The sequence below is a fragment of the Aeoliella straminimaris genome, assembly GCF_024054565.1.
In the GTDB taxonomy this organism is placed as follows: Bacteria; Planctomycetota; Planctomycetia; order Pirellulales; family Lacipirellulaceae; genus Aeoliella; species Aeoliella straminimaris.
In genome coordinates, this window is the sequence record NZ_JAMXLR010000020.1 from 170,917 (window position 1) to 189,161 (window position 18,245).

Below are 18,245 nucleotides of genomic sequence, written 5' to 3' on the forward strand. Positions count from 1 at the left end.
TGATGATCGAGGTGAGTTGTATGATTACCAAGCGTCAGGAGTCCATGACTCACGAGATCGGCTTCAGGCAGCGGCATGCAAAGAACGCCGTGCCCAGCAGGCCTGCAAGCACCAAGGAGGCTGGCTCGGGTACCGCGACGCCGGATGTTAAAGAAGTGAACGCGGCCGCGCTGTTGCTGGCGATGTAATCCGACTTGAATAGCAAGAAGTCGTAGCGATCGTTGTCGCCGTCGCGGTCCAGATCGCCTGCCAATGCGGCATCGAGCGGCGAGAGTCCCGCAAGATCGGTGAATCCATTGGCCGTAAAGATGTCCCAGTCCAGGGAATTGAGTTCGCCATTTCTGTCGAGATCAGCACGTTCAAAAACCGCCGTCACATCGTTGAAATCGTAGAGGGCGTTGATCTGCTCGATGCTCAGCGCGTCATCCCAAATGGAGAACTCGTCGAGCTTACCTTCGGTCTCCTCGTTGCCTCCGGTGTTGAATCCACCACCTCCCCAAGCGGGGGCCGGATTACCCAGGTGGACCTCGGCAGCCGCGTCGACCCAGTCTTTATCTTCGTTGCTGCTGAGCAGGAACTCGCCCTTCTCTTCTCCATCGACAAACACCTTGATGGCGGTGCTTTCGTCATCGTAAGTGGCCGTGTACATGTGCCAGATGCCATCGTCGGCGAACGGCGTGTTCGACCGCGCATCGATGTGCGATCCCCACAGGCGAAAGCCTTCGCTGATGTTCATCACGGCGCGACTGGCAAAGTAGGTTTCCGCAGAGTCTGCGCCGTCGCCGCGAATGCCGAAACCAGCCAGGTAGTTGAGCGAGGGAATGCTCTCTTCCAGCTTGACCCAAACATTGATCGACCAGTTGTCATCCGCATGGATGGGGAGCAATGTGTCGCCGGGAGTCGAGTCGACATAGTCGATGCCATCCCCAGCAAAGACCTCGTCGCCGGGCAGTAGCTCCACGCCGTAGCCGAACTTGCCATCTTCCACGATTACGGCGCTGCCGGTACCCGTGTGGCCGTTCCCGGAGCTGTCCGTGAACGAGTTGGTTCTTCCGAGCGACTGCTCGAAGTCCCACAGGTGTACCATGTTCTGGGCTCGAGCCGACGTGCAAGCCATTACGCACATCGCTAGTCCCGACATCGTCAATGAACGTAGCATCTCCGCTAACTCCTCGTTGGTGGTGAAATCACTGATTTAAGAACCGATGAAGCGACACCGCTCGGCCGTTAGGGACGGCGGCCTCGTGCTTCCTTTGTCGTGCCGCCGTCGTTGCGAGCACCCATCTGTCGGAAGGTCTCGGCATCGATGTCGAAAGAAACTCCATCCACTGAACCATCGCACATCGAGAACAGGCAAACACCGGGATGGGCGCTGCCGAACAGTTCCCATTGGATGTCGGACGCCAGCCCCCCGTTGTCGCCGTCGTGACGTGGTGTATGGGTAACGTTCTCTGCGTCGTAGTACGTCGAACGCACCATGTCGTCTTGAAAACCGATGTACATCGACCAATCGTCCGCGTGCCATTCTCCCGATTCGTACGCTTCGATCGGCATCCACTTTTCTCCCAACGCGATGGTGTTCGATAGTCCATCGGTCACCGAGCGGTTCTTGATGGCCTTGCCACAGAACGAAACGCCGCTGAACTGCTTAAGCGAAGGGGGGAAACCTGCAGGAAATTGATCGCGAATATAGTTGGCGGGGATAATCTCCCGGCAATCGCTATCGAAGTCGGTCATGTCCCCTACATTGGCCGCATAGTCGCATCGGGTTGCCTGTTCGTTGGAGTAACCAAACACATTGCCGGTTCCATCGCCCGTCAGCACGTCGCCTACCGAAGCGGGATACGGACCACCCTTTCGCCGCGACGGACAGTTGGCGATGGATATCGGCGTCGCATCTCGCTCGAGCAGTGCTTCCCGGCGGGCACTACCGGACAAACCTGCTCCCATATCATGGAGCGCCTGCTGCTCCACGTACGGCAATGTGGCGTACAACCAGGAACCTGGCTGCTTCGCGCCGGTACCTCGATCCGGGTCGGCGCTCCATCGACCTGGCCATCCTGATGATGGCCACTCGCCCGCGGTGCTCTCATGGTTGGTCATGCCGAGCGTCCAGTTTTTCAATTGCGAAATGCACTGGGCACGGCGAGCCGCTTCGCGGGCTGCCTGCACCGCGGGCAGGAGCAGTGCTACCAGGACTCCGATGATCGCGATGACCACCAGCAGTTCAACAAGAGTAAAGCCGGTGACAACCGAGTCCCGGTAACAGCGACGTCGCATAGCAAGATCCTTCAGCCTACAGCTTGATTGGGTGCGGTGATTCGCAGTGGCCTGTAAAGTGCACTCCCCGCCAACGACCGACTAATACCGTGCGACTTGGATATGTGACGGTCCGGATCAAGACTTTACGGAACCTTAACGCTCGGGCGGTTTTCATGTCGGATGACCCACTCGGGCGCTTCGGGGAACCTCAAAACCACCCTGTCGGCAAACTGCATCCGGTCGGGGACATCCGCAGCGGTTCTCAACAGCCCGAACAATCTGAGAAAATGTTGGGGGTTCGCGCGTCACAAAACCGTACTGTCCCGGTATTTGTAGGTGGCCGAGCTGGGCAGACGGCACAGGCTCGGTAACGTAAAAAGAGGTTGAACATCCCCCTGCAGCCTTCGACGTATCATCCGATGAACTTCACTTCCCCCTTCAGCGACCTTCCCGACCAGGCAGCTGCCGAAGAATTCGTTCAGCTTCTCACGAAAGAGCAGAACAAGTTGCTGCACTTTATTACCATGCTGTTAGCAGGCGACGTGCAAGCGGCGGAGAACGTGCTGCAGGAGACCAATCTGGTGCTCTGGCGGAAAGCACGCGAGTTTGAGGTGGGGACAAGCTTTCAAGCCTGGTCTCGCAGCGTTGCACGCTGGCAAGTGCAGGCCCACCTGCGAGATCGCTCTCGAGACCGTCTTATCTTCAATGATGAACTGGTCGATCAGCTTAGCAGCCGCGACATCAGCAAGATCACGCAACCGGAGACGCGTGGAGCGCTGAAAAACTGCGTTGAAGGACTGCGGAAGAACCAGTCGAACTTGCTCTCCTTGCGATACACGGACGAACTACCCATACGAACCATTTCGGTACGCGAAGGAAGATCGGAAGCCGCCATCCGGTCCGCACTCAAGCGGATTCGGCGTGCTTTGTTAGCTTGTATCCAGTCTAAACTGGCCACCTCCGAGTAGGCGTCGATGGAATATTGTCAGGCGACTACTCATTTGTGTCCGGCAGGATTCAAATCCTATGTACGATTCCCACATTGACGAACTGGAAGACCTGGTAGCTGCCATCGCCGACGGCGGTGCAAGCGAAGAACGTGTGGCCGCACTGCAGCAACTGTTGTTAGACGACCCCCAGTTACAGGACCATTATGCTTCGCTGGTTGGCCTGCATATGCTGCTTCACTCGCAGCTCAAGGTATCGGCCGACGACGAGCAAGTGCTTCCGATGGTGGGGGAATCCGCCGCACGACAAACCGACTCGACACGGCCTGGCGCGAGCCTTTCGCAACACATCGATCGAAATGTCACGTCGTTTCACCCTTCCCGGTATCGATGGGCCACGGTGGCCACGCTGGCGGCCTGTCTGACAGTTGCGTTCTGGTTGGGGCGCGTCTCTCAGCAAGGCGAACATCACACCGTGAACCCGCCATCGCAGCTGATCGCAAAGGGGCCGCGGGTGCGACAGAAGGGGCACGAGCTGCTGGTCGACAATACCGAGTCGCTGCAGATTGTGGGTAACCTTACTCGCGACGCGGGACTTACGAGTCTGCTGCTTCCCCGCTGCAGCTGCGCTGCTCCCAACGAGCTCACTTTGTGCAGCGGAAACGCCTGGTACGAACGCCCCGCTAGAAAGACGGAGCGAGGTTATTTGCTGGAGTTGGGACCTGGCGAGCACATGGACGTCTACTTCGACACCGACGCCATGGGCCGAAACACGGTAGCCATTGTCGAACTGAGCAACTCGGGGCTCGTGATCGGCAACGCAATGCAGTTCAACAACCTGCCCAGCGGTATCAGCAAGGCACAGCTCTCTCGAGCGGGCTCGGTCGGTGAATTTTCGGAACACAACAATACACCGGTCGCGAAGTACTTTCTGTTTACCGGTTCGCACATGCTATATGACGGCGCGGCGGGGGAAGTGTGGCGGCAGAGCGACTTTCGCGTGCAACTCGACAAGGAGGACCTGCTGGTTCTTGGGTGGGACGATAGTGGCTACTCGGGCTACATCCGTAGTGGCAAACACGACTCGCCAGCCGATTCGGACTTCAACGATATTCGCGCGATGATTCGCTTGGAGAGAAGCGATGACCAATTCGATGAGCCTACCGAGCCACTTGTCTACCACCCAGCGCCGGAAGAGCCCGCTGATCACGTTGCCGAGGCTCCCGATGGGCACATCATCGAGGTCGGACCTGGCGAGAAACTGGTCCTGGCGGCCTACAGCGACGCGGTCTGGCAGAACTCCGTTCGCATCATCGAATTGTCCACAAAGCGCATTCTCTGGAGCCATGATGGAGAACCGCCGCGTGAAGGTATCCGGCAGACACGAAACCGTGGAGTTTTTCTGATCTCCAATAACGGCAGTTCGGTAGAGCAGTACCTTATCGAGGGACGCCACCGCCGAGGCTCCGGCCCCGATACCGACGAGTGGATTGCCAACGATCACCAGGTGCTTACAAGCGATGGCAAGTCGATGGTCATCGGTTTCAACGACTCGAAGGCTGTCCGCCCGGTCGAAGATTGGGACGACCTGCGCATCTTTGCTCGCTGGTTCCGCGACTGAACACGAACCCCCAGTCACGCGCCGAGAAAACCGGCTAGAGCGTTTTCAGAATACGTGCGGTGGTTTGGCGCCCGTGAGTTGGTTCGCATGGCCGCGGTACCGCCACACGCACAAACGCACCTCAAAGTTCTGTGTCGAGGGTGTCGCCGAAGTCGAAGTCGGCTGAACTCGTGGAGACGAAGTCGTCCATGTCGGCCAAGGCAAGGTCACGCGGAGTAGTCCCTTGCGAAGGGGCTTGCTGCGCGACAGCAAGCAGCAAGGTCGTCGGGTCCGGGGTGGACTCAGCGCTCGACGATCCGTTGACGAATGCTTCGCGATGGGCAGCACCAACGGATCGGCTGGACCTGCCGAAGGGCATTACCGACTTTGTAAATTCGGTCGCCGGAGCGTCGGAAACTGTATCTGAATCGGTAGGCACATCGGTGCCGGACTTGCGAGTCTGAATCGTCGCCACTTCTGGTTGGGAATCTGACGTCATAGCGGGGGCAACTCCGGACCCGAGATTGTTTCGCCAGATCGTGTAGTCCACCAGGTCTACGACTCCGTTGCCATTGCCATCCGCTGCGAGGAGCAGGTTGGAATCAAACGCGTTCTTCCAGACGCTGTAGTCATCCAAGTCCACGTCGCCATCGATGTCGTAGTCGCCAGGTTGAGGGTTCACGTACCGCACTCGGTAAATGCGTGCACCAGTTGCAGTGGGACCATTGTCGCCCGAGTCCTCATACAACTCGGAAAAGTACAGCCCATCCGGCCCGGCGGCGAGTGCAACCACGCTGGCGTGTCCGTTGCCAACGTATTCGACCAGCGGGGTGGGCCCTTCGACCAGATCACCATTTTCGTCCAGCACAAACTCAGTCAGTCGTTTGCCATTGGCTTGTGGCCCCTGGGCGTACGTGGGCCCCGATTCGCTTATGAAGGCGTGGTCCTGCATCGAGGCTGGCAGCGCACTGCCGCCAAAGGTCTCGGGCTGAACGAAGGTGATGTTGACCGGTGCGGTGGACGGATTCCAGTTGTAGATGGCGAAGTTCTGCATCGAGGCATTGCTGCCATCCCACAGATAGTTGACTCCGGGGTTGACCTGCGCGAAGCGGTCGACGCTGGGGCCGTTCTCGACCTCGTAATGTTTGCCGTCCGAAGCACGCCAGGCGCCACCGAACGGATTGCGGAACCCGTAGGCCCAGACGTAGTCGCGCGCGGTGATACCGTCGCCGGCAATATAGAAGGGGTTGTCTGCCGGGGCGTCGCCATCGCGCGTCATGCGAAGCACCTTGCCGCGAAACTGATCTAGATCCTGAGCCGTACTGGCATCAAATCCGTCGCCATTATGAACGTAAAGCATGCCATCGGGACCGATGGTGATGTTGGAAATCTGATGCGATTGACCTTGAGTCTCCGGTTGCATATTCAGCAACACTTCGCGGGAGTCCATGCTGAGGCCGCCAGCAGTGCTCGTCAGATGTTCTACCTTTGGATAGTGGACCGGCCCACCGGGTGGATTGCCATTGTCGGCCAGCATGCCGACGTACAGATGATAGATGTCTGAATCCACCTCGTCGCGGATGACAGCCAAGCCAGTCAGTCCCTGCTCGCCCGACCCCGAGATCGGCCCCGTGGGATTGTAGTCCAGCAGGGCAGTGGCGAACTCGTGCTTGGTGCCGTCACGTGTCACTACTTGTATCGACCCGTAGAGCTCAGTGACGTAGTACAGGGGATCGTCGGGATTGGGGCCAGGATCGGGTACGAAGGTGATGTTCACCGGCAGGCGATAGTCGTTGCTGACCTCTTCAATCACAAACCCAGGCTTCGTCGTAACATAGGGGATGTCGAGATTGGCTTCCCTGGCAAGTTGACTGAAGTTGGGCACCAGATCGCCGGGGTCCGCGAAGTAAGTGGCTCCCGACGAAGCCACCCATAGCTCCAACTCCTGCATCGGTGCCAAGGTAACGGCAGGCAAGAAAATGGTGTGCTGCTGCCCATTGGCCTCGACGAACTCCAGATCGGATTGCATGAGATTCAGCGATTGCGATCCTGCAGCAATGACAACGCGAACATTGACATGCTCGGTCAGCCCGGGGTAGTCGGTCACGACATTGCCCGCTGACCCCGTACCGGTGATATCCAGGAGCGGATCGCCAGTAGCGCCATCCTCCAGCCGAAGTGAAGGAGGGGTTCCCGTCGCTTCGCCTTCGCCGAAGAACTGTATCTCTGCAATTTGCATATCACCGGCGTTCGGATCTCGCAACTCCGTGAAGACAATCTTGTACGAACTGTAGGGCGTGTCGTTGTCCACAGCGACCACGGGCCCATCGGCATTCCTCGCCAACGGCAAATCAACCGTTCCCGAATCGATCAGCGTCCATGGCTCGCCATCGCCAAAGCCATGGTTGGTGGAGTTGATGGCGCTGTTCGTGCCATAGATTTCCCACGCCGCGGGGTCTCGACCTTCTGCGTCGTTGGCGGTGGTAATCCTGAAGCTGGAGACTACGGAGTTGGGGTCCGAGGGAGTTACAATCAACCCCGAACGCGCCGCGCCAAAGTTGAGATACTTGGTGTTTGCATTCCCATCAATGGCATTCAGGGGACCTTCGGCCCCTGGCGATCCGCTGGAGGGGCCTCCGTCAACGTCCTGAATGGGAATGATGAACATACCGGGCGCCAGCAATCCACTACCGATGCCATTGGTGTTGGTGTACAGCTCGAAGTCGGCCAACTGCATGCTATTGGCATTGTCAGGATCCTTGACCGATGGAAACACAACCTTGTACGACGTGTAGCTCGCTGCATTAGCAAAACTCACCACCCCGCCATCCGCTTCCCGCGCATTGGGAAGCGATAAATTGCCGCTGGTGATCAGCGTCCAGTCTTCGTCGCGGCCATTGCCGTGCGCAAAACTCGTGATGGGATCGTTGGTGCCATAGATGATGTAGGAATCAGGGTCGCGTTCCACCGCATCATTTGCAGTGGTGATTCGAAAGCTGCGGGCCACGCTGGCCACGTCAGGTGTGACAATGAAGCCTGTGTTGAACTCGGCAAAGTTGAGGTACTTGGTCCCGGAATTACCATCCAGCACATTGAAAGCTTGCTCGCCGCCAGGCGAATCGCTGGCCGTTCCGACGTCGGAGTCGAAGGCAATGATCGGATCGGTGGAAGACAGAATGCCTGCTGCTGTGGGCAGGTCCACCGGCACGCCCAGGGCATTCGTCCAGTTCGGGGTGGGTGAATCGGCGACGTCTTCCAGTTGCAGTGGGAAAATGACACTGGCGGCCGCGGTGTGAAACAAACGGCTGGAATAGTCACTTACGGAACCGGTGTCGTCACGAAAACGGACGCGAAGTTCGTAGTCGGTGTTTTCGTCGAGAGTAATCTCTCCGGCTCGGTCGTTCTGGAAGAACCCGTCACCTAAGTGCGTGTGCAGGCGCTCAACACCTTGAATGCCCAAGGTTTGCCACACCGGCTCCGGCGAATCGCCGGTTGTCCAGATCTCCCAATCCGACGATAGATGCCCGTCGCCATTGGGATCCGAGAACAGGATCGCTTCCATGTGCACATCGGCGGGATTGACCTCTTGTCCGTCGAAGCTTGGTTCGGTGACCAGGGGAGCCGCTGGCGCGCCTGGGTTGCCAGGATTGACCCCAACGATTTGAATGAAATCGACGCGTGTATCTTTGTTCGCCGCGGCTCCCACGTCCAAGGTGAGCCTTCCATCCGACACCGTAACCTGCTTGGTCATCTGCATCGCGACATTGGTATCAACCTGGTTCGTCCAGTAGTTGACGCCCTCGATGTTCACGGTGTGCAAGCCGTCGTTGTTGGCGGGATCACCCACAGCGACGGTCACTTCGTAGGTGCCGTTCTCCAGGACGAACTCCCAGGTCGCATCTACTTCGACGTGGATCAACGTGTCCAGCCGCTGGTCGGCAACCAGGCTGCGTTCGCGCGATTGATCGGTATGGTCGCTCGACCAACCATAAGCCAGCCCATTCTCGCGAGGCCCGAACACAAGGCCTATATCTCGCACGTAGCCTGTCGGTACGGACGCCTCGTCGTTCTGGAAATTCACCAAATAGGTGTCACCTGCCAGCAGCTGTCGAGGTTCAAGTGCCTCGATGTGCAACGTCTTCGTACTGCCGTGTCGTTTTGGGAGCATGTCTACACAAGGATGTTGGGGCAATGCTGATAGAACTGCTTACGCTTTCGCGGATGAGCAAAGGCAACGAAGGACCACGACAGCTACATCGCATCATGCAATTCTACGGACGCATCCATAGATGTCAGTTGTAGCTGCGCAGTCAGAAATCAAGGGCGCTAGATGATTGGATCAGTCCGCATACCACCAGGCATGGACGCGGATGTCGTTCCAATCGACCCGCTTGGGAATTTCCGGGCTATCCTCGAATCCAATCGACACCCAGTTGTCACCCTCGTCGGTAACGCTGTGGGGGGAATCGATCCAGCCGCCTTCTCCACGATCGGCGTCTGTGATGGATCTGCCTTGGATCTCGTAGCTGCGTACGGTATCGGAATTGTTGTAGATGATGTAGATACCGCGTTGCCCCTGCTGGAAGCTAGATGTGAGCGTTCCCGGTTCCGTACCATCGTGCTGCCAGACTACTTGTCTATTGGCTGTATCGATGAAGCGTACCGAGTTTTGAAGGTTGGCCGAACTGCTGACGGCCAGCAGCACTTTTTCTCCTGGTCGGACATCGAGTACGTAACCGCTGCGTTTCTCCACCCGGTTGGCAGGATCGCCGATCGGTTCGGGGACGTAGGAAACACCGCTGCTTACCGGCGAGGCTGGTGCTCCGGGGCCAGAGAAATGGATAAGGGCACACATGTCGTTGAAGTCGCGGTCGCGATCGACTTCTTCGCCAATTTCCACATCGGGATAGCCGCTGTCATCGAAACCGATCACCAGGAAATCCGCGGATTCGTATAGCAATGCGTAGTCGCTTTGCTTCCAATCTCCGCTGCCGTCCGGCCGTTCCACACAGTAGGAGCCGGCAATCAGGAAGTTCTTGCGGGTCGCCTTGTCGTTGGTAACGGAGTATTGCCCAATGCAACCAGTGAGTCTGTCGCCTACCGGCGAGTTGCCGGCGGATAAGTTGTTGAAGGACATCGAGGCCCCGGAGATTTTTCCCTGTTCATTCAATTCAACCATGCCCAACGCATTTTGGCACGTGGCATCGGTATCGACGCTCAGGTCCATGCGCACTCCGGGCGGTATGCTGATCACATAACCTCGTTCGCGCCCGTCGAAGGTACTATCAATCCAGGCAGTCCCCCCACTGAGTTCCCACCTCGAGTCCTGTTCTCCAGAAGTGCCTTTGCTCTCGCATCGCGGCAGCCACAGGCAGTTGATTGCATCGGTTCGCGTGAGACGACTCAGGACTTCAAGGGCACGAGCATCACGTACCCGTAACGAATTGAGCGGCAAGTCGCCAGAAGCATCCTGGCTCCAATCGTAGCGCAGGGTCTCCGTTGATGCCATTTGGGGAACGGTACCCTGCATTTGGTCGTTTGTTAGGTGCAGGAAGTACCATCCGAGGCCAATGACGACCATGGCGGCCAAGCTGGCTAGAACCATGGAGAGTTTGGGACGCTCGAAGGGCTCAGCCACGTCTCTGCCCACGCGATCGATCAGGGTTGCGCAGGAGTGCTGTGCAAGAGAACTCGGCGCGTCCTCAAGGTCAGATGAATCGCCAAATGGCTGCAACGAACCGTCCCCAATCTCACACCGCAGCAGAGTTCCCAAACGGATCATGCTGGCGTAGTGCGCTTGCAGCTCGGGCCTGTCGAGCAGCAGGCTCTCGAGTCTCTGAATCCGATCCGCCGAGACCCCAATATCGGCAATCTCGCTGACAATTTGATCTATTTGTTCTCGTTCTCGTTCCATCATGTCGTTCAACCGTGTATTTGATGATTCCACCAGGAGAATAGGTGCCGACAACTTGTCGCAGCATGCACCTGGTAGCTTGATTCACCCGTGCTCAGCTTCGGACATATGCTGCTGAATACAGCGAAGCAACGCCTGCCGTATTCGCATCAGACGAACCTTCACTGCAGAAAGCGATTTGCCCGACCGCTTCGCGAGGGCAGCAAGCGAAAGACCTTCTTCGTAACGACGCCGCAGCAACTCCAAGTTCTGCTTGCTGGTATTCTTGAGACAATGTCGCAAGGTCACGTGAACGGCCGTTTCGTCTTGTTCGTAATCCGGCCGATTGGCCAATTGGTCTATTAACTCCTTGCTAAAAACATGCCTGTCTCGCGATTTGTCGCGAACATAAGCTCGCACCTGCCAGCAGGCCACCTTCTGGGCCCAGGCAGAGAAACTTGTGCCGGGCTCGAACTCATCCGCCTTGCGCCAGAGCACCAAATTGGTTTCCTGAAGCACGTTATTAGCGGCATGCGGATCGGCAAGCAGCATATTGATATAGTTCAGTAGCCGCAATTGCTCACTTACGAGCAATTGAACAAAGGTTTCCTTTGCGCAGTCTGAATCACTCGAGTTGAATCTCGCTTCTGACATCGCAAAGCCTTGGATCTGTAGCTGTTAACAGTCCGGGTGACGAGGCTCAGTAAATTGAAGAGGTCACCCAACGCAAATGCAAATCAATCACATTGCTCGCTGAAGGAATAGTTGCGCTTTACCGCCATTAACGGCAGAAACAACGCCGCAAGCAACGTCCCGAAAGTTGGCTCGTGGTTTGAACTTTGCTGCTAAATCTCGAAAAGCCGGTTTTACAGGGCGAGGGATCTATACAGTTCGACCCCAGACCTCGCTATTTCCCCATCTCTAAATACCAGAAGATCCGCATTGGTTACATCTTTCTCGCTCCGCGGTGCTCGCGGTTTGAAGAACTAGACCGGCGTTGCGGGGATTGGCTTCAAAAAAATGCAAAATCTGGACGCCCAGATGTAACTTTTTGGGAACCTTTTGGTATCTCTTTCTTACGGGGAAGAAGACGAACAACGTATCACCTTCGTGTTACAACTGCCAGTATATAGTTTTTCGAACTGCCCTTTCCACACTTTTCAAAGAACTCATCGAACCCGCTGAAACCACCATTTGCGTCTAAGCGGGCTGACCTCCGCACGCATCCAGTGCGTGCGCATGGTCTTTGGTACGCGCGGCTTTAGTCATAGGTGCCCGTTGAGTCTTTTTATTCGACCAAGCTTTTCCCTGGAATTCAGAAAGGACCCCATGATTTCCGCACGAACACGTCGGGCTCATGCGAGCCGTTTGTCCGGCTTCACACTAGTGGAGCTTCTTGTCGTAATTGCCATCATCGGCATCCTGGTGGCCCTGCTATTACCCGCAGTTCAGTCTGCCCGCGAGGCCGCGCGTCGTGCCCAATGCACCGACCATCTAAAGAACTTGGCCCTGGCGATGATCAATCATGAGTCCAGTCTGGGCCTACTCCCGTCTTCAGGGTGGGCAGGGAATTGGACGGGGGATCCCGATCTCGGTTCCAAGCCGGAACAACCTGGTGGCTGGCTGTTCACGATCCTGCCTTATATGGAGCAACAGGCACTCCACGATATGGGCAGCGGCTTGACCGGCCAAGCACGCAAAGATGCTCTTGCGGCACGCGATGCAACTGTCATCGCCATTGCCAACTGCCCCAGCCGCCGCAAGGGTGGCCCTTATCCGTTTACACTCGGGGGCCAGCCTGCCAGTGGAAACGGGCAGGGTGGTAGTTTCACCTACTCTCATCCGGTGGTGGCACGATCCGATTATGCGATCAGCGTGGGCGACGAGTTAGGCTACGACAACGACTGCCAGGGACGCGGATATTCGTATGGCGCCAAGATTCGGCCACCTCGTTCCACCGAGTACAGCGGGATTAGCTATTGCGGATCGTCCGTCAAGTTTCGCCAGATCACCGATGGTCTCAGCAACACGATTGCATTGGGTGAAAAGTACGTGCCATCGGGCACTTATCAGGTGAACGATCCCTGGATTGCGGATGACTGGGGTATGTATACCGGGTTCCAGGACGACACGGTAAAGAGCACCTTTTATCTGGGCTACAACGGCAACACACCCACCGAGGCAACGCACACACCTGTTTCCGACAGTACCGATCAAGGAACGATCGGGGAAACTGCCCGTGAGCTGTTCGGTAGCCCTCACACAGGCGGAACGCTCTTCGCGTTGTGCGATGGTTCGGTGAGTCAGGTCGCGTTCGATATCGACCCTGAGATCTTTCGCCGAATGGGCGTGCGAAACGACGAGGGGGATACCAAGCAGGTGGACAGAAGTGGTGGTGGCGGCGGACCGCGCCGCTAGAGCGTGTGATGGGCGATGATCTAAATCTCTACTCTTCTATATTGATTCAACATGGAGTTCGGCAAAAATGCTCGCGCGTAACACTATAGGTTTGGCATCACTGGCAGTTGTGCTGGCCCTTTTTGGCGGCAAGGCTCAGGCTGCGGATATCCTCGGTATTGGAGACACCATAATTGCCATCGATGCCGATGTGGCGACCAACAGTGCCTCGCCGGCGGGAGAACAGGCTCCCTTGGCAATCGACAACGATACGGCCACCAAGTACTTGAATTTCGCGACCACTCGCAGCGGGTTCATTATCACCCCTAGCGGCTCGGGTGCTGTTCAGAGCTTCATCATGACCACGGGAAACGATGCTCCCGGGCGTGACCCCTCAAGTTATGAGTTTTACGGCACAAACGACATCATCACGTCGGAAGCAAATTTGAATGGCCGGGAGGAAGACTGGACCTTGATCTCCATGGGTGACATCACGTTGCCAGGAGATCCTGCAATTGGCGACGACCAGCGAAATGTCGCAGGCGATCCCGTCGGATTCGTAAACGGTACCGACTACACCTCCTACAAGATGATCTTTCCGACCACGAAAACTGCAAATACTATCATGCAGTTCTCCGAGATCGAGTTTCTGACATCCATGGATGGCTCTGGCACCGATATCTCGATGCCTGGCGACTTCATCATCCCGATTCAGGACGTCGACTTTACTCCCCAGAGCAATTACCCCGCCGGCGAAAATCCACGGCTGATCTACGACAATAACGTCAACACGAAGTACTTGAACGGTGGTGGAGTTAATTCGGGTTTCATCGTCACCCCTTTGGTCGGTCAGACCGTCGTGAATGGTTTTCAAATCACCACGGCCAACGACGAGGAGATTCGCGACCCTGCTGCGTACGAAATCTACGGTACGAACGATCCGATTGAGTCAACCGACAACAGCTATGGTCGTGACGAAGACTGGACATTGATTCAGAGCGGCACCGTAACCTTGCCCACCGAACGGCTCACGGCCGGCGGCGTCGTGGCGATCAATGGAAATAGCTCGGCCTACAGCTCCTACAAGGTGGTGTTCCCTGAACTCAAGGACAACAACACCATCATGCAGATTGCCGAGTTCGAACTCTTCACACCCACCCAGGCCACGTTGACGGTGGATCGGCAAACAGGTTCAGTAATCCTCGCGGCCACCGAGAACATCACCTTCGATTCACTTGAGATCCTCTCGGTGTTGACCAATGCCTTGGATGCATCGGAGTGGAACTCTTTGACCGACGGTTCGCCCAATTCCGATCCCAACGATACCTGGTCCACCTCGAGTTCGACCAGTGAGTCACTGGCGGAAATGGACGCTGCCGGCGGTGCTGATGATGGTTTTTCGTTAACCACCGGCAGTTCCATGAACCTGGGCAACATTTGGCGCGCTGTGCCGACAGAGTACGAAGATATCCGAGCAGTGCTAACCAATGACGGCGGTTTGGCACTCGGCGTCGACATCCAGTTCGTCGGCACCGAGATTGTCGAGGGCGACTACGATGGCAACGGGTCGGTAGGACCAGAGGATTGGCCCTTGTTCCGAGATGTACTCGGTCGCAACTATGAAGGCCAGACTGCTGGTGCTGCCTATCTTGGCGGTGACTTGGATGGCGACTTCGATAGCGACATCGACGACTTCAATCGCTTTATCGACCTGTACTTCGCCGCCGGTAATTCCGCGCTCAATTTCAACGCAGTTCCCGAACCTTCGTCGGTGGCGATCGCACTGGGCGCCTTGGTGGCAGTGGTCGGATTGCGTCGCGCGAATTGGCGTGGCATCGCGATGCTGCTGTTGGCTTTCACGTTCGTGGGGGCAGCAACGCAAGTAAACGCCCAAACGTTCACGCTGGACAACACGATCGTTCCGACCGTCACTATTCCTGACGGCCAGGAGAATGAAAACGTAGATTCGGGCCCGGAGAACTTCTTTGACGACGTCGTGCTGGACGACCCGCTCGACAACGACTTGTTCGTGGCGGACTACAACGGAGAGGGCGTCGTCTCCGCGCAGTACGCGGGCCTGGGGGCAGCACCGAAGGTCGTGTTCATGGACTATGGTGCATCGATCAATCCCAACTGGTTCTCCTACGCCCAACGTTCGGGTGCCGATCCGACAGCCGACCGGGTGGGGAGCTTCGAGTTCTGGTTCAGCAACAGCGATTTCGGCGGCGTGCTACCCGGCGGCGATCCGGATGCCGTGTTAAACATCGATCCGGATGACGAACGGCTTCGCGACAGCATCCTGCGTCCCTATCCGCTCGGAAGCGATAGTCTGAGTGGTCGGTATGTCGCCATGCGGCTGACGGTTTCGGACCTGTCGGCGAATCAACCCGTCAATAACATCGGCGGTCACGAATTCCGCTTTCTCGATGGCCCCTCCGATGTGGTGTTGACTGTCAATCGCAACACCGGCGAATTGACCCTGAGCAACAACGGCTCGAATGCACAAGCCATCGAAATGCAGGCGTATCAGATCGAAAGCGAAGCCGAGGCATTCATTCCAGGTTCATTTAATGGACTGGCTGGCGATGTTACTGGTTTCACCCAGGGAAACGGATTGAGCGACGGTTGGGAAACGACCGGCAATTCGCCTGCTCGCCTGATCGAGGCAAACTTCTTTGCCGCAGACGATCTGCCAACAGGTATTTCCAACGTCTCTCTGGGAACCGCCTTGGCGACGGGCGTCCCCGCTGAAGACATCTCCTTTACGTGGACCAATTCTTTTGGCGACGTGTTCGATGGGCGCGTTGAATATGTCGGCGACATTACGCAACAACCGGGCGACTACAACGGCGACGGTACCGTGGACATCGCTGATTACACGACCTGGCGCAACAACTTGGGATCCACCACGGCAAATTTGAATGGCGATCTAACGCCAAGTGGAGTGACTGCCGCCGATTATCAGGTGTGGAAGGACAATTTTGGTGAAACGCTGCCGGGCGCCTTGGCAGGTGTCGCTTCCAGCGTTCCCGAGCCAACCGCGTGGATCTCGATGTTGACAGTCGCCGGCTTGATGCTGAACACGCTGCGAAGAGGAAACAAGAAGCACACGATTGACTGAGCATCGTTGGGGTTCGCCCAATGAGCTATTAGCACCTGGATTCAAGAGACGAGGTACTGGGACGTGTTGTTGTCTTGCAACTACGGACGAACACCAACTTATCAACCGGGAGAAAGTACCAATGATTCGACACCTATTGATTGTCGCTGTAGCGGCAACAACCCTAGTGGTTGCGATGCCAACCGCACGGGCGGTCAAGCTTTTTGACCAGAACGACAATGTGCTGGCCATCGACTCAGGCGCGGCGAGCTTCTCGCCCTTGGCCGAAAGTTCGGGCAATGTCGTCGACCAGACGATCTCGCCAGGCCCCACGGGCTCGACGAAGTACCTGAACTTTGGCAAAGAGCAGACGGGATTTATTGTCACGCCTGCGTTTGGGGCATCAACAGTTCAGAGCTTGCAGCTACGGGCGGCGAACGACGCGCCTGCTCGCGATCCGCTCACCTATGAGCTCTATGGAACGAACGATGCCATCTCGAGCGGTAATAACAGCCTCGGCGATCAGGAATCGTGGTCGCTGATCAGCTCGGGCGCGACGGGGCTTGATACAGATCCGGGCCGACACGCGCTGGGGGCGATCGAGGACATTGTGAATGCGGCGAGCTACGCGTCTTACAAGATGATATTCCCCACGCTTCGGGACACCGCTGATTCCAATGCGAACTCCATGCAAATCGCTGACGTGCAATTGTTCACCGATCTTGCTGGTGCTGGCTCGACCGTTCTGGCGAGTGGCGATCCTACCTTGGCAGTCACGCACGACGCCGTGAAGTCCCTGAGCAGTTATCCCGACGGGGAGAACCCTACCCTCGCCCTCGATGGCGACGTCAACAACAAGTACTTGAACCGTGGCGGTGAGGATTCGGGCCTTATTCTCAGTCGGGCCGACAATAAGCCAACCGTGATTGAGTCACTTACGTTCACTACGGGCGGTGATGCCCCAGGTCGTGATCCATTGAGTTGGGATCTTTATGGGACCAATGATCCCATCACCAGCCTCGACAATAGCCGCGGTCTGGATGAAAACTGGACACTCGTCGATTCAGGCGTTTCCGGGCTCGAAGAGGACCCTGGCCGCAACATGACCGTCGGAGCACAGCCGGTAGATGGCATCGAAGCCTATGGTGCCTACCGTTTGGTTTTCACCTCGCTGCGTGGTTCGCCTGGGGAAAGGCTGATGCAAGTAGGCGACATTTTGATCGAAGGACGGATCGTTCCCGAACCCAGTTCGTTCGTCTTACTCGGTGTGGGAGCGTTGGCAGCTCTGACCTTCTCACGTCGCCGTTAATTAAGGGAGCGGATCCCTAGCGAAGATCCGGTGGGGCAGTCCGGGTCGACGCTATGGTACGTTCCCAAATTCAGACGCCCAGTGGTTTCCACTGGGCGTCTTGTTTTCTTGCTACCACCGTCGTCCGATGGGAACCAGCTTGCCGGACCAAGACTTCGTGCGTACATCGAGGTGTATGCCCTGCCTAAAGAGAGACGGGTCAGCAACGCGAGAACACTACCGCTCTTTTGAAGCGCTTTTCGAGTAGTCCGGGCGTTGCTCCACAGAAGTGGCTTTTCAGATAGTTCCAGAGACCTTCGATCGGATTGAGTTTCGGGCTGCAGGCGGGGAGTTGGACGAGCGTGATGTTTTCGGGCACGACCAACGCTTTGTCGGTCCTTGTCTCGCTTCCAGTACGCGGAACAACTGAGAATTGCTGAAGGTCGTTCTGATCGACGCAGCGAAAACCCGTCGGCTAGAGCGCTTTCCTCTTTGGTGTACCGGTTTAGCTTGTGGTGTCGGTCCGCTGCTCTATTGGCCCGTTGCTATATCGGCCCGCATCGACGGATAGTGGTGCGCCTGCTTCGGCCTCCCCGCAGCGAACCAACTCAACGGCGCCAAACCAGCGCATCAGTTCTGAAAACGCTCCAATCCGTCATCCGCGGCGCATCGTGGTTCTGCCGCGCGGGTGGGAAATGTGGTTGGTGCGGCGCTATAATACGCAGCAGGGCCTGCTGCGTCACGCGCAGGATTTTGTT

11 protein-coding genes are annotated in these 18,245 nt (G+C 57.0%); 5 read left to right on the top strand and 6 right to left on the bottom strand.

Annotated elements, in window-relative coordinates:
* Nucleotides 1-49: 49 nt before the first annotated feature.
* Entirely contained in the window at nucleotides 50-1,159 is a 1,110-nt protein-coding gene (locus NG895_RS05025; protein WP_252851364.1) for a LamG domain-containing protein, read from the bottom strand.
* A 68-nt stretch (nucleotides 1,160-1,227) separates the two neighbouring features.
* Nucleotides 1,228-2,280, bottom strand: a complete 1,053-nt coding sequence (locus NG895_RS05030; RefSeq protein ID WP_252851365.1) for a DUF1559 family PulG-like putative transporter — start codon at nucleotides 2,278-2,280, stop codon at nucleotides 1,228-1,230.
* Nucleotides 2,281-2,681: 401 nt separating this feature from the next.
* Between NG895_RS05030 and NG895_RS05035 the strand changes: the two genes are divergently transcribed.
* Nucleotides 2,682-3,230 carry a sigma-70 family RNA polymerase sigma factor gene (locus tag NG895_RS05035; protein ID WP_252851366.1) on the top strand — a complete coding sequence of 183 codons (549 nt, stop codon included), beginning with the start codon at nucleotides 2,682-2,684 and terminating at the stop codon, nucleotides 3,228-3,230.
* Nucleotides 3,231-3,288: 58 nt separating this feature from the next.
* A complete protein-coding gene (locus tag NG895_RS05040) occupies nucleotides 3,289-4,830 on the top strand; it encodes a hypothetical protein (RefSeq protein ID WP_252851367.1) in 1,542 nt (513 codons plus the stop codon).
* Nucleotides 4,831-4,951: 121 nt separating this feature from the next.
* Here NG895_RS05040 and NG895_RS05045 read toward each other — a convergent pair whose 3' ends face one another.
* The 3 genes from NG895_RS05045 to NG895_RS05055 form a co-directional block, all read right to left on the bottom strand.
* On the bottom strand, nucleotides 4,952-8,977 hold the full coding sequence (locus tag NG895_RS05045; protein WP_252851368.1) for a PQQ-dependent sugar dehydrogenase: 4,026 nt from the start codon (nucleotides 8,975-8,977) through the stop codon (nucleotides 4,952-4,954).
* Between the two features lie 171 nt (nucleotides 8,978-9,148).
* On the bottom strand, nucleotides 9,149-10,726 hold the full coding sequence (locus tag NG895_RS05050; RefSeq protein ID WP_252851369.1) for a hypothetical protein: 1,578 nt from the start codon (nucleotides 10,724-10,726) through the stop codon (nucleotides 9,149-9,151).
* An 81-nt stretch (nucleotides 10,727-10,807) separates the two neighbouring features.
* On the bottom strand, nucleotides 10,808-11,356 hold the full coding sequence (locus NG895_RS05055; protein WP_252851370.1) for a sigma-70 family RNA polymerase sigma factor: 549 nt from the start codon (nucleotides 11,354-11,356) through the stop codon (nucleotides 10,808-10,810).
* Between the two features lie 675 nt (nucleotides 11,357-12,031).
* Here NG895_RS05055 and NG895_RS05060 point away from each other — a divergent pair.
* From NG895_RS05060 to NG895_RS05070, 3 genes are all read left to right on the top strand, one after another.
* Nucleotides 12,032-13,120: a DUF1559 family PulG-like putative transporter gene (locus NG895_RS05060; protein ID WP_252851371.1), complete on the top strand. Its 1,089-nt coding sequence runs from the start codon at nucleotides 12,032-12,034 to the stop codon at nucleotides 13,118-13,120.
* Nucleotides 13,121-13,187: 67 nt separating this feature from the next.
* Complete coding sequence (locus NG895_RS05065) at nucleotides 13,188-16,220, top strand: hypothetical protein (RefSeq protein WP_252851372.1); 3,033 nt, start codon at nucleotides 13,188-13,190, stop codon at nucleotides 16,218-16,220.
* Between the two features lie 121 nt (nucleotides 16,221-16,341).
* Nucleotides 16,342-17,508: a PEP-CTERM sorting domain-containing protein gene (locus NG895_RS05070; RefSeq protein WP_252851373.1), complete on the top strand. Its 1,167-nt coding sequence runs from the start codon at nucleotides 16,342-16,344 to the stop codon at nucleotides 17,506-17,508.
* Between the two features lie 199 nt (nucleotides 17,509-17,707).
* Here the strand turns inward: NG895_RS05070 and NG895_RS30815 are convergent, their stop codons facing one another.
* The gene (locus tag NG895_RS30815) at nucleotides 17,708-17,866 is read right to left on the bottom strand and encodes a transposase (protein WP_425267205.1); all 159 of its coding nucleotides are present in this window, start codon (nucleotides 17,864-17,866) and stop codon (nucleotides 17,708-17,710) included.
* Nucleotides 17,867-18,245: the final 379 nt, after the last annotated feature.

Excerpts from the sequence above, each read along its gene's own strand:
- NG895_RS05025 (WP_252851364.1), bottom strand. The coding sequence starts at position 1,159 with ATGCTACGTTCATTGACGATGTCGGGACTAGCGATGTGCGTAATGGCT.
- NG895_RS05030 (WP_252851365.1), bottom strand. The coding sequence starts at position 2,280 with ATGCGACGTCGCTGTTACCGGGACTCGGTTGTCACCGGCTTTACTCTT.
- NG895_RS05035 (WP_252851366.1), top strand. The coding sequence starts at position 2,682 with ATGAACTTCACTTCCCCCTTCAGCGACCTTCCCGACCAGGCAGCTGCC.
- NG895_RS05040 (WP_252851367.1), top strand. The coding sequence starts at position 3,289 with ATGTACGATTCCCACATTGACGAACTGGAAGACCTGGTAGCTGCCATC.
- NG895_RS05045 (WP_252851368.1), bottom strand. The coding sequence starts at position 8,977 with ATGCTCCCAAAACGACACGGCAGTACGAAGACGTTGCACATCGAGGCA.
- NG895_RS05050 (WP_252851369.1), bottom strand. The coding sequence starts at position 10,726 with ATGATGGAACGAGAACGAGAACAAATAGATCAAATTGTCAGCGAGATT.
- NG895_RS05055 (WP_252851370.1), bottom strand. The coding sequence starts at position 11,356 with ATGTCAGAAGCGAGATTCAACTCGAGTGATTCAGACTGCGCAAAGGAA.
- NG895_RS05060 (WP_252851371.1), top strand. The coding sequence starts at position 12,032 with ATGATTTCCGCACGAACACGTCGGGCTCATGCGAGCCGTTTGTCCGGC.
- NG895_RS05065 (WP_252851372.1), top strand. The coding sequence starts at position 13,188 with ATGCTCGCGCGTAACACTATAGGTTTGGCATCACTGGCAGTTGTGCTG.
- NG895_RS05070 (WP_252851373.1), top strand. The coding sequence starts at position 16,342 with ATGATTCGACACCTATTGATTGTCGCTGTAGCGGCAACAACCCTAGTG.